The organism is Tissierellales bacterium, from assembly GCA_025210965.1.
Lineage (GTDB): Bacteria > Bacillota > Clostridia > Tissierellales > JAOAQY01 > JAOAQY01.
Window position 1 is genome coordinate 1 of sequence record JAOAQY010000078.1, and the last position, 24,907, is coordinate 24,907.

Here is a 24,907-nt window from a genome sequence, read left to right on the forward strand (position 1 = left end):
CCCTCACGTTTCCTGGCCACGTATAATTTTTTAATTTATTTAACTCCCATATGCTTATATTTAGTGGTTTTTTATTTATCCTATGAGATATTTTTGCCATGAAATACTCTATTAAAATTGGTATATCCTCTTTTCGCTCTCTAAGTGATGGCAGTCTCAATGGTATGACATTTAACCTATAGTACAAGTCATGTCTAAAATTTCCTTTTACAACTTCTTCTTTAAGTTTCTTATTCGTAGCTGCTATAATTCGTACATTTATTGGAATTTCATGCCTTCCTCCAACTCTTATTATAGATCCCTCTTCAATTACACGAAGTAATTTCGTTTGCATATCTAAAGGCATCTCTCCTATTTCATCTAAAAAAATTGTTCCGCCATCAGCTATTTCAAATTTGCCTATTTGACCACCCTTTTTAGCTCCTGTAAAAGCTCCCTCTTCATATCCAAACAATTCCGATTCTATCAAATTCGCAGGTATAGCTCCACAGTTTATCGCAACAAATGATTCATTTTTTCTAGGTCCGTAATTCTGTATAGCTTGTGCAAATACCTCTTTACCACTTCCACTTTCTCCAGTTATCAATATAGTGGATTTACTATCAGATATTTGTTTTCCAAATTCTATAGCTTCTAAAAATTCTGGTGACTTACCAATAATTTTTTCAAACGTATATATAGCTCTTCTTCCAAGTATTTTATTAGCTAATTTTCGTGCCTTTTTTATATCTTTAAACATCAATATCATTTTCTTATCTAAGTTTTTTTCTCTTATTCCATACATACTCAGATTAAAATATAATTTATTTTTCCGAGCATTTATCATTACATCTTCATTGAATAAATCATTTTCATTTAGATAGTGTTCTTTTATATCATTCCAATTTTGAATAATCTCATCCATATAAAATTTCATAAAATCTACTTCACTATACCCAAACATATCACATGCTTTTTCATTTACGCTCAGTATCTCACCATCTAAACTGCAAAGTACAACACCTTCGTCTATTGAATCAAATAATGATTTTATGAGGGCATTGTTTTCCTTTAATATATAATTTTTCTTTTTTAAATTCATAGTCATCTCTATAGCTTTAGATGCTGCAACTACCATTCCCAATGTATGAGAATAAACATCGCTACTATGCCCAGTTAAATCTATAGATCCTATTATATTTCCATTTTCATCTGAAATTGGAGCTGCCGAACACGTCCATCCATGATAAGCCTCTATAAAATGCTCTTCTCCTGATATTTGTACCGGAGAAGCTTCAACTATAGCCGTTCCCATTGCATTCGTCCCTATATCCTTCTCATTCATAGATGCACCTATAATCATCTTCAACTGATTCGCTTTTTTCAAAACATCGTCATCTCCAACTACATTTAGTATGTATCCATCTTTATCTGTCAGTATTGCAAAGAAATCTGAACCTTTAACAAAATCATATAATTGGTCCATAAAAGGCTTAGCAACTCTAATTAACCACTTATTTTCTGATATTTTATGTTTTAGCTCATCGCCAACTAATATTGTTTTACTAACTATCAGCCCTTTTTTCAGACCATACCTTAAACATCTCTCATGTGATTTATCTACACATAATTTGTATTTTTGAATTTCTTCATTTATCATAAAATCACTCCATAAACTACCCAGAATCACAAACACTAATTTTTTGTTCCACTTTCCTTCATTATATAGGACGATTAATTTTATTGTCAATTTGATAAAAAAAAACTATTTATAGATTCATCTGATCTATAAATAGTTTCCATCTAGTTAAACAACCTATACACAGCCATAGCATAAAACAATATCATAGTAGCGATACTAGTTTTAAACACTATAGTTTTCGTATTATAGTCGTTAACCTTTCTTTGAGCAAAAGCATAAATACATACGCCACTTATAAAAACAATTACTCGTAAAATCAGCGGTTTTTCAACCATGTGAATCGCTAACATTGTAAGTATAAATACCATATCAACGATTCTCTCATTGGGCTTGAAAAAACCTTCATTTTTTCTATCTTTGTCAAAATCTCTGAGTGCTATAATCATGAAAACACTTCCAGCGTATCCTGCAGCTAAAAAAACTGCAGCTATACTCACATAATGCATATCCAAAGACATCAAAGGAGCTGCATTTCCAAATACCAACGTAAGCATAAATAATACCGAAGCGTGTAAACTTTGATCAAATAAAAATAAATACGTTTCTTTATATCCTTTTTTTGTAAGTTCTATTTTTAAAACATCTACAAAATAATGTACAAAGCTACATATCGTAGCTGCCCATAGACCACTATATCCATAACTAGACATAATAATCATTTGAGCCAACCAAACAAGACCTACATGAATTAATAACCCATGTTTTGATTGAGATTTTAAATACGCAATTTTATTTGTTTGAAAAACAAAATCTCCAATCAAATGTCCTAACCAAAAAACTAAAAAAAATGATTTCACTTTTACCCCCCTTACTGCTTCATGACCTGTTTAAATACTTCAACCAACTCCGGATCAAATTGAGTTCCAGAATTTTTTTGAATTTCTTCCATAGCAATTTCATGTGATAAACCTTTTCTATAAGGTCTATCGGTAGTCATAGCATCGTACGCATCAGCTATAGCTATCATTCTAGCTTCAAGCGGAATTTCATCCCCCGAAAGCCCAGCCATATAACCTCTGCCATCATAACGCTCATGATGATACTTTGCCCCCCCAGCTACCTCACGCAATGTCTTTACCTTTTCGAGCATCGCTGCTCCTATTGTAACGTGAGTTTTCATAATGCCATATTCTTCATTGTCCAATGGTGCCTCTTTATTTAAAATGGCATCTTTTATACCAATTTTCCCAACATCGTGAAGTACTGCCATATACTCAAGCTGTTCTATCTTATCATCGTCAAATTTCATATATTTAGCCATTCTAAGAGAATATTCTGTAACTCTTTTAGAGTGACCCTGTGTATATGGGTCCTTAGCATCTATAGCTGATGCCAATACGTGAATTGTATCTAAATAAGATTCTTTTACGCCTTCATATAATTGTGAATTTTCAAGTGCAATAGCTACTTGATAAGCTGTTTGTATTATAAAACCTTCATCCCTCTTATCAAAAAAGCCTCCACCTTTTTTATTTATAACTTGAATAACTCCAAGTATCTTACCCTTGCTCTTTACCGGCACTGCTACCATAGCTTTATTCTTAAATTCAATCTTCTTACTTATACTCTTTTTAAATCTCGGGTCATCATTTACATCCTTTAGATTAATCATCTCTCCAGTTTTAGCTACCCAGCCAGCAATACCATCTCCAATTTTGAGCCTGATTTCCTTGAGCTGATCACCTTTTTCACCAAGCGCAACTTCAAACCATATTTCTTGTCTCTCTTCATCTACTATATAAAGAGAACTCGCTTCAGCCTTAGTTTCATTTTGAACTAACACCATTACTTCTCTCATTAGATCTTTAAGTTTTATATTCGAGGCTATTTTCGCCCCGACATCTAAATGCTTTTTTAAAGACTCGATCTGTGCTTTTTGCCACAATACATAGAACAAACTACATATCAGTGATGTAGCTAATACGGCAATCCATACGATCATCTCGTCACCTCGATTTCATTTATTGTCCATCTCAAAAGATTATACTCTAGCCCTTCAATCGTATAGTGTAGGTCAACCCATTCTTCATTATTAGCATCTATTTTGTAATTATTTCTATCAAAATTAAGCTTTAAAACAGCAATTCCTTTTTTATATTCAATTTGCTTTGCTACGTGATCCCATTTTATGAGTTCTCCTAAGCTTTGCACTATATAATCTAATTTGAGCCAAACTTTTGTGTCACTCTCTGAATAGTAATACTTACTCTCTAAAAACTTGCCATCTATTTTTACACTAATCAATTTTTGCTCTGTCTTATCAACTATATCGTTGTTTTTCTCAATATCTCTTTTTAGTGCCTCATTTATATTCTTATTATCAGTATTAACTTCGCTTTCTTTCTTAACTTCACCACTATAGTCTTTCTCTGTTTCCATATTTGTCTTTGGAGTTTCAGTTGTCGTTTCTCCTATCATGCTCTGATTTACATCGTTTTTTAATTCAAAATCACTTATAAGTACTTTATGTTCCCATGGTAATACTTCATAAAGTTTGTTTTCCTTCAAATCAACAGCCACTGCATTTGATTCTTTTACAATCTCTTCTTTACCCGATAAATATTTCAATATAATATTATTATTCCATGTATTTGCAACCAAAAAGCGATTTGAATCAATCCAAAGTACATCCTTAGGATAATTTAAGTTTGTACTAAATTTCACGTCACTAACCAATCCATTTTGTATCTTTTTAATTTTGTGATTACTGCTATCTACAACTAGCATTATACCATTATTAGAAAACGCAATATCCACAGGCTCATTGAAAAATGACTGCCCAATTTTTCCATTTTGATCTAAACCAAATCCATAAGCATTTCCAGCAAATGTCGTTACATTACCATTCACATCAATTTTTCTTATAACATGATTTCCAGTATCTGCTATATACAGATTTCCCAAATTATCTAATGTCATACCCATAGGTGATTTAAACTGAGCCTCTTTTAGACTTCCATCTTTATATCCCGCTTTTCCATTTCCAGCCAAAGTATACACTTTTCCGTCAACTATTTTTCTTATAACGTGGTTTCCGCTATCAGCTACATAGATGACTCCTTGTTTATTCTGCACTATCTTTTTAGGTTTGTTAAATAGTGCCTCCTCAATTTTCCCATCTAAATAACCTGATTTACCCTTTTTCCCTGCTATAACAGAAAAAACATCATCTTTTAATTTTACTATTCTATGCTGATAAGTATCCGCTACTATAATCGTACCATCATCTTCCACCATTATATCCTGCGGCATTATTAAGTTCTTTTCGAATGACTCTGCCATAACCCCGCTACTAAATACTACAAACATAATCAGCGAAATAATAATCACCATCAATTTTTTTTCTCTCATAAATAGACTCCTTTCCCCTTTTGGTCCCTATTCCTTTAAACCCTGCACTTCATAAACTTGTAATACTATTGATTTCCCCTTAACTTTCATTTCACCTATATCTATAACCTCTACTTTGTCTTTTACACAATCATATGTTGCTTGACTTATTAGAATTTGACCGCCTTTCGCATTACTCTCCAAACGAGCAGCTGTGTTTATTGTATCTCCTATCGCCGTATAGTCCATACGTTTTTTAGATCCAATATTACCAACTACTGCCTCTCCAGTATTTACTCCAATTCCAAAATAAACACTCTTTCCAAAACGTTCTTCAAGTTTCAATCTAAGCGGTTCCGATTTTTCTTTCATCTCAAGAGCTGTAAGTATAGCTTTAAAAGCGTGGTCTTCAACCTTTAACGGTGCATTGTAAATAGCCATTGCCGCATCACCTATGAATTTGTCCAAAGTTCCCTCATGGTTAAATACAGCAGATTCACAAAGCTCTAAATAATCATTTAATATTTCTACAACCTCTTCTGGAGTTGCACGTTCTGATAAAGGTGTAAAACCTCTAATATCAACAAATAGTGCACTTATCATTCTTCTCTTTCCGCCAAGCTCCAAAGCTCCCTCTCCCGCTTTCATAAGCTCAGATACTACTTGCGGAGCAACGTATTTACCAAACATTCTAGTAATACTTTTTCTTCTCTTTATCTCTCTAGCATACTTTAAAACGACATCCATCAAATATGTTCCTACAATTGTTACTATTGGATAAAAAATCTGTAGTCTATATCCATTTTCAAAAAACAAATATAATATTCCAAAGTACCCCAAAACTGAAACCGCTAGAATCAAAAGAGTAATTAAAGGTCTTTGCTCTCTTATAATCCAATACGATATAATTGCCATAACACCTATCCAGATAAAATCTACCCAAAAAATAGTCTTTTTCTTAAAAGAATCTTCCATAAAATTTTGAAGTATATTTGCATGGACTTCTACTCCAAACATTTTGGTTTGACCATCTATAGCTGTATAATACGCATCTTGCATTCCCTCTGTATACGGACCTATGAGTATTATCTTATCTTTAAAATACTCTGGTGCAACTCTATCTCTGTAAATATCCGCATATGATATATATGAAAAGCTATTAGGCACATTTACAAAATCTATATATGTTCTATTGAACCCATCTTTTTTAAATTCCTCAAACGGCTTTAGCTTTGGATTTGCTTTTCTATAAATCTCATACAATTGTGATGGAAAACTTCTTATAATATTATCTTTATATGAAAATTCCAAAAATGCCTGTCTTATATCTCCATCCCTATCTGTAATAACATTTATATGTCCAATGGTTGAATTATCTGCAAGATCTGAAAATGGTTCGTAATACTCTTCAGTTCTTATTTCTCCTATTTTCATACTCTCTGGCAGTACTCCCATAGATGCCGAAACTACATTTCCAGCTTTTTTAACAGCTTCACTCAGTATATAATCACTTTCTATATCGGCTGACTCTTCTAAAAACAATATATCGACACCAATAGCTATCGGATTTCCTTCACTGATTTTTTCAATAGTCTTCCCATGTACTTTCCGTGGCCACGGCCAACTTCCGATATCTTGTGTACTCTCATCATCTATACCTACCACAACTATTTTGTTGCTTGGAGCTTCTTTCTCTATATATAAAGAATCTGTAAGCATCAGTTCTAGCTGCCAAAATACATCATTAAAAGAAATCCAACTCATAACTATAAAAATGATAAAACAAAGCAATAGTCGTTTTTTCACAACATTCTCCTTTTCAACACGTATTTATAATTTAATATTAATTATATCCTTTTAACCACGGTTCGGTCAATGTCTTTTTTTGCCAACTTATATGAAGTTTTTGTTCTTTCCAATCCATATTCTTCTAATTTTAATATTTTTCTCCCTTTTTTCACTTGTACCCACCTCTAGTCTTTTATAAAATGAAATTATAGGTTTTAAATACATTTATTGCTGATTTGGAGGATTATATGAGGTTATGGCAATTTAGCATGAGAAATATATTATCACACATACGAAACTATTTTTTATTCATATGTAGTATTGCATTCAATGTATCTATTTATTATGTTTTTCTTTCTCTCTTTGATACGTTGAAATCATCTACAAGATATTTTGATTCATTCGCCCCATTATTTGCAATTGGGAACTTCATCATTTTAATTTTTTGCTGGATATTTATATGGTATTGTCTCGACTACTTTATTTCAAAGCGCCACAAAGAAATAGGATTATTTTTACTACTTGGTATTAGGAAAAGAAATATAAGTTTGCTATTGATATTAGAATCATTCATAACTAGTTCTCTTGGAGTAATTTTAGGACTAATATCCGGAGTTATAATACAACGATTTTTTACTCTATTGCTCTTTCACATTGTTGGATTGGAATTGAATTTACCTTTCCACATTAGCTTGAGTTCACTGTCGTATACCGTATCACATTTTTCATATTTGATACTTTTAGTTACCGCTATGCTTTATTTTAAAATTAGAAAATGGACACTTATGTCCCTTTTTTACAAAACTGATAATAAGCAAAGTTCTTTAATTATTAAATTTATTGGTGGAATTTTGGGCATATTTTTGATTTTATGGGGTTATAAAATTGCATTATCGTCTACACCTATGACCTTTATTCCAAATATGATAATAACACTATTTATTGTAGTAATCGGAACAGGATTTTTTGTAATTCACTTTTGTTCTCTTATGACTAGTCTCATAAAAAAGATAAATTCCAAATATCATATCTCTACTAATTTCTACACTTGGCAGTCACTGCCAGCAAAATTTCACAAGTACAGATGGCTATTATTTTTAGTTTCAATATTATCAGCTACTACACTTACAATACTTGGCACTAGTCTTAGCATGTCTACAATTCAAGACTATTATTTAAATCAGTACTATCCTTATGATTTATCAATAATATATAATGATAACAACTTTTATAATGAAATAAGTAATTACTTGAAATCAGAAAACACTGATATACGTTTAGATAAAGAAAATAGTTTTGTTTTAAATTCAATTGAAGTCGAATCGCAAATAATGATAAGCGGATATTATTATGACTCCGATTATCGAGATTCTTTGTTTGTCAAATATTCCGATTTAAAACTCCACAGACCTAATTTGCCTGAAATAAAAGACGATGAAGTCCTTTTTTATAGAAATACGTTTCTAGAAAATCCTTCTTATACCGGATTTTTAAAACTAAATGGTAGAACTTTTGATATAAAAATGTTGAAATCACCTATAACAAATTATAATTTTACAAATAAAGAATTAGTAGTAGTCTCTGACAGCTTGTTTGACAGTCTCGACAAAAATAATTATTCATACATTTATAATGTATATTTTAAAAATAAAGGCTCCATTGAGCAAAATTATGCTATTTTATCTAGCTTCTTAAATAATTTTGACCATAATTCATCTGTGCTAAAGGCCTACTACTACATAAGCGTAGGCTTTACACTGAGTTCTTATAGCTTTGTAGCTCTTTTTGTAAGTTTCGTCTTTCTAATTTCAATGGGAAGTGTAATGTATTTTAAATTACTTGGAAATATAAATGTTGATATGAAAAATATCACTCTTCTATCTAAACTAGGAATGACTAGAACCGATATTAGAAGGCATATAGCTCTGCAATTATCTTATTTATTGGTTATACCTCTTGTAATTGGAATAATTCACAGTAGCATTGCTATCATTTCATTTTCTCAAATAATTTACCTTGATTTAGCTACGGCTATAAAACATAATTTGATAATATATTGTCCGCTTTATATTCTATATTACTTAATTACAATAAAATCTTATTACAATGCTATCGATCAAGAACTCTATATTCAAAACTAAAAAATGTCCTAGAAATGAATCAATCACTTCTAGGACATTTTTAGTCCTTCATTAAGTCTTATATATAATTTTAACTTTGCTTTTCATCAATTAGATTTTTTAAACCTTCAGCTAAAAATGACTGCTCAATATTGAAATATGACTTGTATTCCAAACAAGAGTTATAAATAGCTTCATCAAATTTGCTCACTTTTTTTGCTTTTATAAGTATATTCTTTGGTGTGTGTTCTAAATCAATAAATTCCATGATATTTACCTCATATCCAAATGCTTCTAGGTACATACCTCTTAAACTATCCGTCATAAGTGCCGATACTCTTTCCTTTAAAATACCATGTTTTAAAAGAGGATTCAATTTTTCCTGTTTTATTTGAGGAAAAAATTCATGCTGACAACATGGAACGGACAAAATATTTTTCACATCCCAAGTAATACCCTTTATAAGCGCTGCATCTGTAGCTGTATCACATGCATGAAGAGTAATTATCAAATCTACGCTACCCTTCATTTCATAATCTTTTATATTGCCATACTTAAATAACAAACCCTCATAGTTTAATTTTTGTGCTACGTCATTGCAAAAATCTATGACATCTTCCTTCAAGTCAAGTCCAATTATATCTACTTCATATGATTTAAGATTTACCAAATAATAATACAAAGCAAATGTAAGATATGATTTACCACATCCAAAATCTATTATCTTTACTTTTTCATTCGAATCAAAATTAGAAACTACATCTTCAACTAACTCCAAAAATCTATTTATCTGTCTAAATTTATTATATCTAGATGGTTTAACCTTACCTTCCGATGTCATAACTCCTAACTCGATTAAAAAATCGCATTTTTCACCATCTCTTATCAAATAATTTTTTTCTTTATTGTGGCTTAGATTCTCTAATTTTCGGCTTGGAGCTTTCTTAGAAACCTTTACTTTTCCCTTTTTACTTATTAGTGCCTGATAATCGGCATCTTTAGCAAAAACATTTACTTGTCTAAAATCCAACTCTAAAAATTCATTCAATTTGTCTATTGCCAAATCAGCACTAAGATTCTCATGAATTACTTTTTTATCATAAACATACTCTAACTGAATAAAATAATCACTGCCTTTTTCAAATGGTTTAAATGATATCTTATTAAACTCTGGAAAGGTTTTTTTCGCTTTTTTACTCACAACTCCATATATTAAATTACGTTCTCTAATACATACTTCTAAAAATTCAACCACTTTTTATTCACCTATTCTATCTAATATTGTTTTATAGCCCTCTCTACCACTTTTGAGCGCTTTGCTTACTCTACTTATAGTAACAGTACTTGCCTTTGTTTCCTTCTCTATTTCACTATATGTAACATCTTCTCTAAGTAATTTAGCAACGTATAATCTTTGTGCTAGTGATTCTATTTCTTTTTCAGTGCATAAATCAATTAAAAATTTTTCACACTCGTCTATATCTCTGATTTCCACAATTGCCTTGTAAAGTTCTTCTGTTAATGTTTGTTTTTTCTCATCTGTAAAATTCACATCCATTACCCCCGATTTCATTTATACTTTATTTATAAATCAAAAATCATCTCTTCTATATTTTAACATATTGCCCCCCCTGCTGTACATTTATTAGTCTTTCATATATTCTAACGATTTCTTAAGAATTAACGCGTTAGGCTACGATTTAGGGACATATTGCTATCAAAACAAGTATTTTGTCTATTCATTGCTTTATACGGGCTTTTTTTAGATTTTACATTATTAGCATTTAGGAATAAAATATCATACGTTGTTGCACTCTCTACTTGAGTGCGTGTAGTACTGTATTCAAAAAAAGGGGTGACTAGTTTGAATGGATTTATAATTGTTGGAACTTGCTTGTTAGTTGGAATATTACTCGGAAAGCTTATGATTCGGTTTAATATCCCATCCGTTCCGGGCTATATTATTGCAGGTCTTATATTAGGCGTATCTGGTTTTAAGATTGTCAATGGAGACAATTTAGAGAACTTCGCATTTATAAGTGACTTTGCACTTGGAATAATTGCATTTAATATAGGTAGCGAGCTAAATATTAAAGTGCTTAAAAAAATGGGAAAATCAATTTTGATAATTGCAGTTTGCGAATCACTTGGCGCATTCACACTAGTTACTAGTATAATGCTTTTGCTAAAACAGCCAATAGAAACTGCTTTGATTCTTGGTGCAGTTTCATCTGCAACCGCTCCTGCTGCAACTGTTATGGTATTAAAAGAATGTAAGGCAAAAGGTCCTCTTACAAGCACTCTTTTAGGTGTTGTCGCAGTTGATGATGCTGTTTGTTTGATGATTTATTCTATCGCAGCATCTGTAGCAAAAGTTTTTGTAAATCATGAAGTTGTAACTATAAACAAAATTCTAATTCATCCAATAATGGAAATTGTGTTTTCTATAATTGCTGGTGGAATTTTGGGTGTGATTTTAGCTTATCTATTGCAAAAAGCTAGAAATAACACAGAGTTATTATCTTTTGTAATTGGAATTATCGTTTTATTAGTTGGATTATCTCAAGCATTTCATTTATCACCACTTTTGGCTTGTATGTCTCTTGGTATAATGATTGCAAATGTGAGCTCTAGTGCCAACAAAGTATTTAGATCAATAGAGAGTTTCTCTCCACCAATCATCGCAGCATTCTTTGTTTTTGCAGGTGCTAGATTGGATATATCTTTAATTCCTCACATAGGACTTGTAGGTGTTTTATACTTAACATTTAGGGTTCTAGGCAAAGTTTTAGGCGCTGCTCTAGGTGGCAAGCTTTCAAAAGCACCTAGCGTTGTTACTAAGAATCTTGGATTTGGACTAATCTCTCAGGTCGGTGTTGCCATAGGTTTAGCCATAACTGTACAACATGAATTCGCTGGTACTGATCTTGCAGTTCTAGTTTTAACAGTTTTGCTCGCAACTACAATACTTACAGAGATTATAGGGCCAATTTTGACAAAAAAAGCTATAATTCGCTCAGGCGAAGCTAATTTATAAGGAGGCTTTTCTATGACTAAAGCGGTTTTCTTAATACTAAACGACCTTGATTTATACGATGAGATAATGGAGCTATACTATGATTTACACGTAGGCGCTACCACTATAGATAGTCAAGGAATGGGAAAAACACTTATGCAGCATGATGAAGATTTTCCAATATTCTCAAGTCTTCGAAAATTAATGGCTGAAAATAAACCATACAATAGAACTATAATGAGCGTCGTACACGATGATGAAACTTGCTCAGAATTAGTTGATAAACTTGAAGAAATAATAAACATGCGCCCAGGAGTTGGATTTATGTTTGTTATGCCAGTTGTCTCTTGTCATGGCTATAAAGCTAATGCAAAAGAAGAGTCTAGCGCAAGCTAGGCTCTTCTTTTTTATTTACATTATTTCGGGTTTGTACTATTTTTACTAGAACGTAAAAACGAGCTATCCTTTGGATAACTCGTTTTTGGCTATTGTTTAAGTTTGTTTAGGTTTGTGATGATTGATAGATTGAAGATTTTAGAATTTCCAACCTTCACGTATAACATAGCTATTGGAATTCGGGGGGTTCCATATAGCCGGTTTCGTTTGTTTCTCTATTTCCCGTCAGATAAACCGATCAGAAATTCTTATGCTCTATATTATTGCAATCCCTGTGCCAACTTTTTATTTTTAGTAGATTTTTTCTATTTTTTTCATAATATTTTTGCCAATTCGCTATTTCAAGCCATTTGTTTGACAAATTTTTTTCAAAATAAAATATTCTCAAAAAAAGTATCCAAATATCTTTGTCACCAAATTATAAATTTGTACACTTTGGACACTTAGACACTTGGACGCTTTAGACAATTACTTTGTACAACTTTTAGTTTTTGTACATCTTTTTAGACACTTTAGACAAATTAGACACTTTTAAAGCTCAAATGCATCATGTAGCGCTGCTAATGCCTCTTCTCCACATGTTCCATCTATTATGCTAGACAACTTTATTTCAGATGTACTAATCATTTGAATGTTTATACCTAAATTATATAGTGTTTGAAAATATTTCGATGCAATTTCAGCATGAGTACCAATTCCAGTACCAACTATGGACACTTTTGCTACCCCTTGGTCATAAACGACTTTCTGCGCTCCTATCTCAAACGCGAGCTTCTGACAAAGCGTCACTGCCTCCTGAAAATCATCCATTGGAACTGTAAAAGAAATGTCATTTACCCCATTTCTATTTACATTTTGTAGAATCATGTCCAAATGTATATGATTTTCTGCAAGTTCTGAAAGAATCTTAAAAGCAATGCCTGGTCTATCTGGCACTTCTAGCATAGATATTTTCGCTATATCATCATCTAGTGATACACCTCTTATTTCAACTTTTTCCATCTTTTTCGCCTCCACTATTTTTGTCCCTTTTGATTTTTTAAAGCTAGACAGTACACTAAGAGGTACTTTATATCGTCTCGCAAGTTCTATAGATCTAGGATGAAGCACCTGCGCCCCTAAACTAGCTAACTCTAAAACTTCATCATACGATATCTCTGGTATAAGCCTTGCTGATTCAACCTTTCTAGGATCGGCAGTATATACACCATCCACATCTGTGTATATTTCACATCTATCTGCTTTTAGAACTGCCGCAAGAGCTACAGCTGTAGTATCCGAACCACCCCTGCCGAGAGTCGTTACATCCGAATACTCATTAAGCCCTTGAAATCCAGCTACGATTACTACTTTACCCTCACCAAGCTCTTTTTCAAGTCTATTGGTTTTTATTTCATTTATCCTAGCTTTCTTATGCACCAAATCCGTTACTATACCGCACTGAGCACCAGTAAGTGAAATTGCTCTACTTCCTTTCGCTTCTATCGCCATCGCCAAAAGAGCTATAGAAATTTGTTCTCCTGTAGACAATAATTGATCCAATTCTCTACTCGAAGGGTTATCATGAATACTCTTTGCCATATTAATCAAATCATCTGTAGTCTTTCCCATGGCGGAAACCACCACTACTACATTTTTTGCTTCTCTCTTCGTCTCTATTATTCTATCTGCCACAGCTTGAATACGCTCTATAGATCCAACGCTCGTTCCTCCATATTTCTGTACAATACAGCTTTCCACACTAATCCCCCCTTTAAATTTCTATAGGTGCCCAAAATATCGATTGCGCATCCTTTAATCTACTACTTGAAATACCAGCGACTATTTTTTTTAGTTCACTTCTACTCATTTTTTTAGTCTCATAGAAAATGTTATTCTCACTTTTCTCACTAATTTCCAATCCAAATTTCTTAAGTTCCAGACAGCAATTGTCCAAATTTGTTTTATCAACATCGCTTATTCTCAAGTAATATTTTTTTTCTATCAAATTTTCGTCTCTTTTTATATGTTCTTGATTTAATTTAATATCCCATCCATTTTGACCAGACAACACTCTTATAAGATCGCTCACTACAGCATTTGCTGTAGGCATTTGCCCTGCTCCAAGTCCTTTAAAATCGACAGAATCCATATATTTCCCTTCAATAACAACCCCGTTCATAGCTCCATCAATTTGCCCCATTCTAGAATTCTTTTCTAAAACCATCGGTGATACCATGTAATCATATCTATCATTTTCCCTAACAGAACACCCTATCATCTTTACTACGAAACCCTTCCTCTTCAGATAAAGTATATCTTGAAGCCCTATAGTTTCTATTCCACGTAACTCATCCTCTTTTATAACAATTTCCTTATGATATGCAATAGAAGACAATATACCAAGTTTTCTAGCAGTGTCCATTCCACCTATATCATCACTAGGGTCTGCCTCTGCTACACCAAGCTCTTGCGCTGTTTTTAGTATCTCTGAAAATTCTCTAGGTTCTTTGAATAACTCTGTCAAAATATAATTACAAGTACCGTTTAATATTCCCTTTATAGAATAGATTTCATCAAGCATCGCTTGCTGCTTTATGGGATCTATAACTGGCATACCTCCACCAGTAGTTGCTTCTATAAAAAATGCTACATTGTTTTCCTTTGCAAGTTCTAGTAATTCCTTCAAATGTGGTGCTACTGCAGCTTTGTTTGCTGTTATAATATTTTTCCCGTTTTTTATTGCCCTTTTCATATACTCTACACTAATATCTGTACCACCCATTGCAAAGATTAGCGTTTTGATATTTGAATCTTCAAGCAAATCATCCGCATCACATGTAAGCATTTCTTTCGAACAAGTGCTTTTTCTAGCTTTTTTTAAATCTCTGACCAATACTTTCAATATCTTGGCATCTGTAAAATAGGTCGAAAATGGCCCCTTTTTATTTTCCATCATTTCATAAACACCACTTCCTACTACTCCAAATCCCATTAATCCAATACCATGCATCGCCTTTACCTCCTGTCATTTTTTATTTTCGCAGAGCTTGATTTGTCAGATTATTCTGTCGCTTCCACGAAAACATTTGTCTTTTCTCAAAAAACACTTGTCTTTTGTTGAAAAACATTATAACATAGTGGTTATAATAAAACAAGAATAATCAAAGAAATTAGGAGGTATCAAAATGTTTTATAAGAGTACAAGACCATCAGATGAAAAATTAACTGCCTCTGAAGCTATATTAAAGGGAATCGCCGACAATGGCGGTCTCTTCGTTTCAGAATCTTTCAATAAAGTAGATTTAAATTGGGATATAATAAAAAACGGAAGCTATGAAGACGTAGCCTTTGAAGTAATGAAACATTATTTGAGTGATTTTGATTCATCAACTTTAAAGAAATGTATTCACAATGCATATTCTAAATCATTTAAAGATCACACGCCAATAAATGTAAAGAAAATTGGTGATAGCTATTTCTTAGAATTATTCCATGGTCCTACAGCAGCATTTAAGGACATGGCACTAACTATATTGCCTCATCTTTTAAAATCCGCTCTAGATAAGCATGGAGTAAAAGAAAAGGCCCTTATACTAACTGCAACTTCTGGCGATACTGGTAGTGCTGCCTTATATGGATTTCAAAATGTAGAAGGTGTTGAAATAGGAGTATTTTATCCACAAAACGGAGTAAGCGATATTCAAAAAAGACAAATGATCGCTGTATCAGCTCCAAACACTTACGTTTGTGCTATAGATGGAAACTTTGACCAAGCTCAAAGCGAAGTAAAAAGATTATTTGAAGATAAAGAATTCAAGTCAGAACTAGCAAATGAAAATAGATTTCTATCTTCTGCAAATTCTATAAATATAGGAAGATTAGTTCCTCAAATAGTCTACTATATTTATTCTTATGCAGAATTAGTACGCGCTAATGAAATTTCATGGGGCGATCCTATAAACGTATCTGTTCCAACTGGTAATTTTGGAAATATACTAGCTGCATACTATGCAAAACTTTCAGGTTTGCCTATAAAACGTCTCATTTGTGCATCTAATTCAAACAATGTATTGTACGACTTTTTCAAGACTGGACATTATGATCAAAATCGTCCATTTTACAAAACAAGTTCACCATCTATGGACATTCTTTTGTCTAGTAATCTTGAAAGACTACTCTACGAATTGTTAGATGGCGATAGAGATGTGTTAGCAGACCTTATGAGCGCTTTAAAAAGCGAAAAGAGTTATACTCTACCACAAAAATCTTTTGAGCGCCTATGCGATTTTTATGGTGGATTTGCAAATGATGATATGACATCTAAAGAAATAAAGAGAGTATATGAGAAATACAACTATTTAATCGATCCTCATACTGCTGTAGCAAGTAAAGTTTACACTGATTATGTAAAAGAAACAAATGACGATACAAAAACATTAATAGTCTCAACTGCTAGTCCATATAAATTTACTCCTGTTGTTTACAGCGCTCTATTCGGCGAATCAGATTTAAATGCTTTTGACCTTTTGAAAAATTTAGAATCAAAAACAGGCTCTAGTATTCCTTGGTCTTTAAAAAACATATCTGATCTTAAACCTCATCACAATGCTTCAAGTTCTATCGAACATATGAGCAGTGGGTTAAAGGCATTTATCAAGGAGGAAATATGATGTTTTATATAAAAGTCCCCGCAACAAGTGCGAACATAGGACCTGGATTTGATTGTCTCGGTGTTGCCCTTACATTATTCAACACTTATAAATTCACTTTAATTGAAAGTGGTTTGAAAATAACTGGTTGTCCAGAGATATATCAAAACGAAAATCATTTAGTATATACTTCTTTTAAAAAAGTTTTCGAACTAGCAAATGAGTCTATTCCAGGAATTGAAATCGATATGTCTTGTGAAATTCCAATTTCTAGAGGTCTTGGAAGTAGCGCCGCTTGTATAGTTGCTGGTGTAAAAGCTGCTAACAACTTTTTAGAGCATCCATTTACAGAAAAAAATCTGCTAAAAATAGCAGTTTCTATAGAAGGTCATCCCGACAATATCGTGCCAGCTTTTTATGGTGGATTCTGGGCTTCTGCTTATGAACACAAGGAACTTATATGTCAACCTATACCTTATACTAATGACTTAAATTGGATAGCATTCGTTCCAAATGATCCTCTTTCTACCGAAGCTGCTCGAAATGCTCTTCCTAAAAGTATTTCTGTAAAGGATGCGGTATTTAATTTATCTAATTTAGCTCAATTAATATTAGCTTTCGGAAATAAAAGGTATGATCTCTTAAAATCAGTTACACAAGATAAGCTTCACGAACCTTATAGATTACCTTTATTGCCACATTATAATGATATAAAAAATTCCGCGTATAAGCACGGAGCGAAAGCAGTTTTTTTAAGTGGTGCCGGCCCTACTATAATGGTTTTAGCTGAAAACAATCCTAAAATACTCATAGAAAAATTGCCATCAAATAATGGTACTTGGCATACACTTAAAATTTTTAAATAAAAAAACAGGCTAGAATTAGAACACTAAAAAACTTATAATTACAATTCTTTTTCTGCAATACGTATATCTAGTATACTACTTGAATTCAAAATGTTGCAGATAAGAATTAAATGAATTAAGTTTTGTAGTGATTTAGTAATTCTAGCCTCTTTTATTTAATTTCTTATTTCAAAAAATAACCAACTATAGCTTCTGCTATCTTTCCAGAAAACTCTTCTTGTGCGCTATTATCCGTTAGCCATTCAAATTCATCTGGATTTGGTATAAATCCACTTTCAAAAAGTATAGATGGAGCCCATGTACCTCTAACTACATAAAACAATTTATCGTGCATTCCTCTGTCTTTTCTGTTCAGCTCACCTACCGCACGGCTTAAAATCTCAGTAGCTGGCTCTTTTGCAAAAACCTCATGATAATATATAGAAAAACCATGTATTTTTGATATATCTACATTATCTGCCATGCTATCAGCATGTATAGATACAAACAAATCTGGCTTTTTAGCTCTAGATAATTCAAGTCTCTGTGGTAGCGACAAATAAGTATCATCTGTTCTAGTCATGAGAACATTTGCGCCATAATTTTCTAGCTTTGTTTTAAGTCTTTTAGCCGCCTCTAAATTAAAATGCTTTTCGCTATATTCTAGTCCCATAGGTCCTATAGCACCTGAATCCTTGCCTCCGTGACCAGGGTCTAGCATTATCGTAATACCTGCTAAAGGCGTTATGCTATGAGATGCTTTAGGCAATCTTTTTATATGCAAATTTAAACCTGTGTTGGTTTTTTCTACATAGTAGCCCCCTAATCTTTCATTGGGATTTAGATTAAAACTATACTTGAACACATCTCCATTTTGTTCTCCTGCCATACTAGTTACCATAGCTCCTACTGGAAGTGTTGGAGCCTTGTCTGATTGAGTTTCAACAAGTGATAATGTTATCTTTTCTCCATCAAAACCCGCAAGCCCCATAGCTGGTTTTAAAAGATTAAAAGATATTATATCCTCACCACTCGATTTTACATATGATACTCCTAATACATTATTTGCTCTCAATACTGAATCTTCAACAATCTTTACGAACTTTCTCTTTGTCCATAGTCCTGATGATAATTTCACGTAATCACCATCTATCTTTGTAACTCTATCATACATGCCTTTATAAATCTGATAAAGTGACCCGTTTGATGAAGGCGGCTGTTTATACGTATCAGCTGCATCAACTATGACCTCTGCATAAACCGGAGCTTTTTCCATTATAACTCCGATCTCTGAAGATGCCGTTTTTGAATCGTTCATTCCATTATAATTCATTCTATACACTGGTTTTCCCAAATTAACCATTCTTGAATTTCCAGAAATACTAGGAAGTACATAATTGTAGCTATAAGTAGTTGCATAAGTTTTTCCTGGAGTTTGGTGAGTAGTTCTAGGATTCATATTAAATGTTTGTCCATTTATGCTCACACTCACATTCGCCCCTATAGGTGCTGTACAACTAAGCGTTATCGTGTCTCCCGTTGATTTGTATACTGGAGATGCTGGATAAACATTTTTTGAGCTTATCCCTATTCTACTCATTTCTGTTGGTGACCAAGGCCCTCTTTTTGTTATATTTCGAACTGCCGATTTGCCAGATTGAGTAAATACAAACTGATTTTGTCCTACATTTAGGTTCACAAGTATACCAAAATATCCTTGCTTTGATCTATTGGTAACCAATTCTCCGTTTAGATAAAGTGGCAATTTAGGATCCGATACTCCATTTAAGTAATACGTATCATAACTAGTAGTCAAATCTTTAGTAGGCCTTCCTACCTTTAATTCTCCAGCAAACTTTCCACTCGTCTCTCCAAGATAATACGACTGAACCAGCGCTGCCAATTCAGGTTTTTCCATCATTGCACTAGTATTGTAAAATATGCTGCCCTTAACTTCAGGCTTTTGCTCGTTTAGATTAAGCTGCCTTTCTATCTCTGATGCTCCATACCAAGGACTCGATTGTTTCGAATTTCCCGTTCTATAAGCAGCTTGACCAATATACAAATCTACATTAGTTCCTCTAACAACATCTGCCCACCAGTTCAAAAGTTTCTTGTAATCAGCTATTTCATAACCTATATTCCAGTAAATTTGAGGTGTAATATAATCTATATATCCATCCTTTACCCAAGCTCTAGAATCTGCATAGTGAGCACTATATGATTCCAATCCTCTAGTGTCACTTCCCAAATCATCAGATGATTTGTTTTTCCAAATACCAAATGGACTTATTCCAAATCTAACATTTTGCTTAACTGATTTTATAGAATTTTGTAAATCTCTCAAAAGAGTATTTACACTTTCTCGTCTCCAGTCCTCTTTACTTGCAAATCCTGCTCCATATGTCTCATATGTCTTTTCATCCGCAAAATCTTTTCCTGGATAGAAATAATCATCAAAGTGAATACCATCTATATCATAATTTTCAACAATCTCCATAGCTCCATCTATTATTAACTTCCTAGCATCTGGCTCTCCTGGATTGAAGTATAGATTTCCGTCGGTATGCTGCACTACAAGATTTGGGTATTTTTTTGCTGGATTATCAGCACTAAGCGAATCCCAATCGTGATCTTTCTCAGCTTTTGTCTTTTTAGTTATTCTATATGGGTTTAACCACGCATGAATTTCAATTCCTCTTTTATGTCCTTCTTGAATCCAAAAATTCAAAGGATCAAAATAATTGTCAGGTGCTACTCCTTGCTTTCCAGTAAGATACTTAGACCAAGGAAAATATTTTGAAGGATAAAACGCATCAGCTGTTGGTCTTACTTGTAAAAATATAGCATTAATGCCTATGTTCTCTGCTTGATTTAATATTGAAACTGCTTCTTCTTTAAGTGTATTTGGGTCACTAGTTGATTTTGATGGATAATCTATGTTTAGCACTGATGCCACCCAAAGCCCCCTCATTTCCTCCCTAGCTGTCGGTCCTTGTGCAAAAACACTCATCGGCGCAAATAAAGCTAAAATCATAAACCAAATCAAAATAGTTTTCAGTCTCTTCATGTCATTTCATCCTTTCTCTAAAGTCTTTATTATAGCTAAATTAAGACAATGCTTATAACTATATATTACTACAAAATCAAGGACTTGTACTCTTTTATACATAATTTTAACGAGACTGTAAAATATTTTTTATAGCCATCATTTTCATTTGATTACATTATTTTCGAATCAATAATATTTCAGAGCTCATATGCAATCAAAAAACATTGTACATTTTGTCTTCACGCTCTAATATGCTTCATAGACCTCTTTAACGCTGTATGAACTAATGTTGTAAAAAATACATTTCCAATAGCTGCTGGGACTACTACACTTATAAACAACGCTGCAAATGGAGCCGGTAATCCAACAAGAATTAAAGCTGAGCCTAAAAAAACACTTCCGCTTATAATCGTACCAATAAAACTTATGACTCCAACTGACATCGCTTCTGGTAATTTGCTAAATAATTTAATCAACAAATAAATGGCAAAACAAGTCACTATTTTGTCTATTATATTTGGAATTTGTCCCCCTGGAAATGTTGTGGTAAGTGCTGTTAGCAATCCACCAACACCAGCGGTAAGCACTGTATTTTTGACTGTTGGATTCAAAAGTATTGCAATAAATATAAATGCGAGCATAAAATCGAATTTCATTCCTCCTATAAGCCCCGGCACACTATAGTGCATCATAAGTCCTATGGCGATGAGTAATGCTGTTTGAATTTGTTCTCTTAATTTCATTATAATCTCTCCTTCTAATTTTCAAATAATATTTCCAGTGCCAGTCATCATTTTCTGTTCAAACCATCATACTCACCTCCTTAAAATACAAAAAGACCCTTACCTCGCGCATAAATCGCGCAGAGGCAAAGGTCTATATCTTCACGGTACCACTCTACATTTTACTTTACAGTTACGGATTAACATCGATAACCTGTTTCTATAACGGGAAACTCCCGGCTTCGAATACTCTCTACTTGATTTCATCTAGCTTCTCATGGACCCATTCACAAACTCACAATCACCGAATTTCCACCAACATCGGCTCTCTATAGATCACTACCGTCTACTACTATCTCCATTCACAGAATTTAATGTTTTATAATATTTTATACAGTTTAACACGCTAAAGTCGAACTGTCAACATTTTTAATAAATTCCCAAATCAAAAGTTTCTGAAACCTCAGATAATAATTCAAGTCCAGCTATACTATTTCCCTTTTTATCTAATGATGGACCAAATATCCCAATCCCCATTTTCTTAGGGACACTGCTCATTATACCGCCTCCAACTCCACTTTTAGATGGAATTCCAACGCTCACTGCTACATCACCAGATGCATCATACATTCCACATGTACCCATAACCGCTTTGACTGTTTTTGCAATTTTCTTTGATGTTATGATTTCACCAGTAATAGGTGATACACCATCATTAGCCAGCACCGCTCCTATTTTCGCCAAATCTTCACAATTGACCTCTAACGAGCATAGCTTAAAATAAGCATCTAGTATATCCTCTACATCACCTTCAAGTACACCTGTGCTCATCATATAATACGCTAACGCTCTATTGCGACTAGCTGTTGCCTTTTCCGACTCATATACAGCTTTGTTATATGTTAGGTCGTAATTATGACTCATTTTCTTAAACAATTCTAAAGCTCTTTGATATTTTTCATCTCCACACGTTCCCTTTAGCATGGAAACTACAACTATAGCGCCTGAATTTATCATCGGATTCAGTGGCTTGTTTTCATTTTTCGTCTCCAAACTAGTTATATCATTAAATCCATCTGCCGTCGGTTCAAAACTAATTTTAGAAAGAACCTGTTCTATAGGACAATCTTCTAAAAGTGCTATCAAATTAATAACTTTTGATATACTCTGTATAGTAAAGGGCTCTTTGACATCACCTGCACTATATATGTTCCCCTCTAAATCCATTGCACAAATGCCTAGCGCTTCCTTTTTTGCATTTTTAAGCTCTGGAATATAATCTGCTACACTTCCTCTCTCTATCCAATGTCTATTTCTATCTACTAAAAGTTTCAAATCATTTGAATTCAACTTATCCACCCCTCTAACAATATCCTAGCTATTATATTTTATAATATTCGCACTATATTGAATAGAATTTTAATAAGTCATTTTATTCATAACTTCTTTAAATACTTCTCCAGCAGGACGAGATATAACCAAGTCAGCTTTATGGTCATAAGGCGTTTGTGTTTTGTTTATGAGAACCACATCATTTCCTCTAAAGTAATTTATAAGCCCTGCTGCTGGATATACCACAAGACTTGTTCCGATTATAATAAGCATATCAGCTTCTTCAATCGCTTTTATAGCACCATCCATAACTTCGGCTTTAAGTGCCTCTTCATAAAGCGTAACATCTGGTTTTATTATCCCATTGCAACTACTACATATAGGCACACCTAATTCATCTCTATTCATATTCTCTAATTCATAAAACGCACCACATTTTATACAATAATTCCTGTGAACACTTCCATGTAATTCAAATACATTTTTTGATCCAGCCATTTGATGTAATCCATCTATATTTTGAGTTACAATAGCAGTCAATTTTCCTAATTCTTCTAGGTAGCTCAGCCCCTTGTGAGCAAAATTCGGCTCAGCATCTTTGTATATCATCTGCTCGAAATAATACTTATAAAAAAGTACAGTATTTTGCTTCCAAAAACTATGACTAAGCATAGTCTCAGGAGCATATCCATAATTTTGCTTAGCAGAGTAGAGACCATCCGCTGACCTAAAATCGGGTATATTACTCTCTGTTGAAACTCCTGCTCCCGTAAACGCCACTATCTTTTTTGCTAGTTTTATTTTTTCAATCAAAACATCAATTTTTTCTTCACTCATTTTTTCTCCTCCCTATCTAAAAAATATCAAAAAGCCGCATATTATAGCGGCTTATATTTCTGTATATATTATCTTGTCATTAAATTTTGTAGTGCCTCTTTAGCTGAAATATCATGCGATTGAATTTTCAAATTCGTATATGACTTATCGTTTAAATCATCCAATTCAAATCGTATTCCCGTCATAACTTCGCATGCAGTGAGATTTCTAATGCAATCTAAATCATTTTGATATTTTACTTGATTATACTCTCCTTTAGCTAATACACCAACACTAGTTCCAATAAGCGCCAACATCAACAGTGAGCTTCCCCACAATTGTTTTTTCAACACCTTTTCCATCTCCTCGTATAATAAAATTTCAAGTTGTATTTCAACTTTCGCCTTCATTATACGCCTCGAATTTTCAAATGTAAAGCATTGTTTATATTATGTCAAATTAATTTTTTATCAGCCTATTTTTTAATCTTTTTCCAAGTTTGTTTAGTGATTTTGTATAATTTATGATTCTTTATTTTGCTTCCATCCTCTACCTTTGGATGGTCAAAATTACATACATAACTCATACCCAATCGTTTCATTACATTTTCAGATGGTTCATTTAGTTCCGCTGTAAATGAATAAACCTCATCAAATCCCAAATTCTCAAATCCATATTTTAAGCAAGCTTGTGCTCCCTCAGTAGCATAGCCATTATGCCATTGTGATTTATCCAATCTCCAACCAATTTCAACACATGGAGTGAATTCTGCTATAAATACAGCTGTCGAAAAACCAATATAACCAATAAACTCACCAGTCTCTTTTATCTCTACTGCCCAAGGACCAAATCCCTTAGCTGCCATATGTGCTTTAAATCTATCAACTAAATCATTTGATGCATCTTTGGTCATAGTGCTTGGAAAATACTTCATAGTTTCCTTATCTGCATTTATCGCCGCAAAAATTTTACGATCAGTTTCTCTCCATATGCGAAAACCCAATCGCTCTGATTCAAATATATATGATGTCATCTGTTACTCTCCTTCTTTTACTTTTAAACAAGTTTCCCCGCCGCTAGAAACTATTTCCTACTAAGTCTTACCGAGTTATTTTATAATAGACAAATACTTATGTCAACAACACTATATCATTTATTTATCTCTTTTTCTAAAAAAG

The 24,907-nt window shown here is 33.1% G+C and carries 20 protein-coding genes; 5 read left to right on the forward strand and 15 right to left on the reverse strand.

The genetic code is table 11. From position 1 onward, the window contains the following. The 5 genes from N4A40_05835 to N4A40_05855 all read right to left on the reverse strand — a co-directional run. A partial coding sequence (locus N4A40_05835; GenBank protein MCT4661366.1) for a sigma-54-dependent Fis family transcriptional regulator occupies positions 1-1,639 on the reverse strand: 1,639 nt, incomplete at its 3' end. A gap of 143 nt (positions 1,640-1,782) precedes the next feature. Then, the gene (locus N4A40_05840; GenBank protein ID MCT4661367.1) at positions 1,783-2,478 is read right to left on the reverse strand and encodes a DUF3307 domain-containing protein; all 696 of its coding nucleotides are present in this window, start codon (positions 2,476-2,478) and stop codon (positions 1,783-1,785) included. 11 nt (positions 2,479-2,489) lie between these two features. Next, positions 2,490-3,623: an HD domain-containing protein gene (locus N4A40_05845; protein MCT4661368.1), complete on the reverse strand. Its 1,134-nt coding sequence runs from the start codon at positions 3,621-3,623 to the stop codon at positions 2,490-2,492. Then, positions 3,620-5,032: a hypothetical protein gene (locus N4A40_05850; GenBank protein ID MCT4661369.1), complete on the reverse strand. Its 1,413-nt coding sequence runs from the start codon at positions 5,030-5,032 to the stop codon at positions 3,620-3,622. Before N4A40_05850 ends, N4A40_05845 begins: the two co-directional genes overlap by 4 nt. Before the next feature lie 27 nt (positions 5,033-5,059). Further along, entirely contained in the window at positions 5,060-6,817 is a 1,758-nt protein-coding gene (locus N4A40_05855; protein ID MCT4661370.1) for an adenylate/guanylate cyclase domain-containing protein, read from the reverse strand. 905 nt (positions 6,818-7,722) lie between these two features. Here N4A40_05855 and N4A40_05860 point away from each other — a divergent pair. Beyond that, positions 7,723-8,940 (forward strand): hypothetical protein, encoded by a 1,218-nt coding sequence (locus tag N4A40_05860; protein ID MCT4661371.1) that lies wholly within the window; start codon positions 7,723-7,725, stop codon positions 8,938-8,940. Between the two features lie 70 nt (positions 8,941-9,010). On the opposite strand, the gene N4A40_05865 is transcribed toward N4A40_05860, so the two are convergent. Together N4A40_05865 and N4A40_05870 are read right to left on the reverse strand one after the other, a co-directional pair. Then, positions 9,011-10,174, reverse strand: coding sequence for an SAM-dependent methyltransferase (locus N4A40_05865; protein ID MCT4661372.1), 1,164 nt, complete (start codon positions 10,172-10,174; stop codon positions 9,011-9,013). A 3-nt stretch (positions 10,175-10,177) separates the two neighbouring features. Further along, positions 10,178-10,492 carry a YerC/YecD family TrpR-related protein gene (locus N4A40_05870; GenBank protein MCT4661373.1) on the reverse strand — a complete coding sequence of 105 codons (315 nt, stop codon included), beginning with the start codon at positions 10,490-10,492 and terminating at the stop codon, positions 10,178-10,180. Between the two features lie 291 nt (positions 10,493-10,783). Between N4A40_05870 and N4A40_05875 the strand changes: the two genes are divergently transcribed. Next, positions 10,784-11,956: a cation:proton antiporter gene (locus tag N4A40_05875; GenBank protein ID MCT4661374.1), complete on the forward strand. Its 1,173-nt coding sequence runs from the start codon at positions 10,784-10,786 to the stop codon at positions 11,954-11,956. Between the two features lie 12 nt (positions 11,957-11,968). Next, on the forward strand, positions 11,969-12,331 hold the full coding sequence (locus N4A40_05880) for a hypothetical protein (GenBank protein MCT4661375.1): 363 nt from the start codon (positions 11,969-11,971) through the stop codon (positions 12,329-12,331). 531 nt (positions 12,332-12,862) lie between these two features. On the opposite strand, the gene N4A40_05885 is transcribed toward N4A40_05880, so the two are convergent. Then, on the reverse strand, positions 12,863-14,071 hold the full coding sequence (locus N4A40_05885; GenBank protein MCT4661376.1) for an aspartate kinase: 1,209 nt from the start codon (positions 14,069-14,071) through the stop codon (positions 12,863-12,865). 13 nt (positions 14,072-14,084) lie between these two features. After that, positions 14,085-15,323 carry a homoserine dehydrogenase gene (locus N4A40_05890; protein ID MCT4661377.1) on the reverse strand — a complete coding sequence of 413 codons (1,239 nt, stop codon included), beginning with the start codon at positions 15,321-15,323 and terminating at the stop codon, positions 14,085-14,087. A 175-nt stretch (positions 15,324-15,498) separates the two neighbouring features. Here N4A40_05890 and thrC point away from each other — a divergent pair, with 175 nt between their 5' ends. Both thrC and thrB read left to right on the forward strand, forming a co-directional pair. Next, complete coding sequence (gene thrC, locus N4A40_05895) at positions 15,499-16,983, forward strand: threonine synthase (GenBank protein MCT4661378.1); 1,485 nt, start codon at positions 15,499-15,501, stop codon at positions 16,981-16,983. Continuing rightward, positions 16,983-17,828 (forward strand): homoserine kinase, encoded by an 846-nt coding sequence (gene thrB, locus N4A40_05900; GenBank protein ID MCT4661379.1) that lies wholly within the window; start codon positions 16,983-16,985, stop codon positions 17,826-17,828. The genes thrC and thrB overlap by 1 nt, the downstream gene beginning before the upstream one ends. Before the next feature lie 163 nt (positions 17,829-17,991). Here thrB and N4A40_05905 read toward each other — a convergent pair whose 3' ends face one another. The 6 genes from N4A40_05905 to N4A40_05930 form a co-directional block, all read right to left on the reverse strand. Then, positions 17,992-20,877, reverse strand: coding sequence for a family 10 glycosylhydrolase (locus N4A40_05905; protein MCT4661380.1), 2,886 nt, complete (start codon positions 20,875-20,877; stop codon positions 17,992-17,994). A gap of 221 nt (positions 20,878-21,098) precedes the next feature. Beyond that, positions 21,099-21,602: a tryptophan transporter gene (locus N4A40_05910; protein ID MCT4661381.1), complete on the reverse strand. Its 504-nt coding sequence runs from the start codon at positions 21,600-21,602 to the stop codon at positions 21,099-21,101. Between the two features lie 408 nt (positions 21,603-22,010). Next, positions 22,011-22,931: a glutaminase A gene (gene glsA / locus N4A40_05915; protein ID MCT4661382.1), complete on the reverse strand. Its 921-nt coding sequence runs from the start codon at positions 22,929-22,931 to the stop codon at positions 22,011-22,013. Between the two features lie 69 nt (positions 22,932-23,000). Beyond that, positions 23,001-23,750, reverse strand: coding sequence for an NAD-dependent protein deacylase (locus tag N4A40_05920; protein ID MCT4661383.1), 750 nt, complete (start codon positions 23,748-23,750; stop codon positions 23,001-23,003). 68 nt (positions 23,751-23,818) lie between these two features. After that, entirely contained in the window at positions 23,819-24,139 is a 321-nt protein-coding gene (locus N4A40_05925; GenBank protein ID MCT4661384.1) for a hypothetical protein, read from the reverse strand. A 65-nt stretch (positions 24,140-24,204) separates the two neighbouring features. After that, entirely contained in the window at positions 24,205-24,762 is a 558-nt protein-coding gene (locus N4A40_05930; GenBank protein MCT4661385.1) for a GNAT family N-acetyltransferase, read from the reverse strand. Positions 24,763-24,907 lie beyond the last annotated feature (145 nt).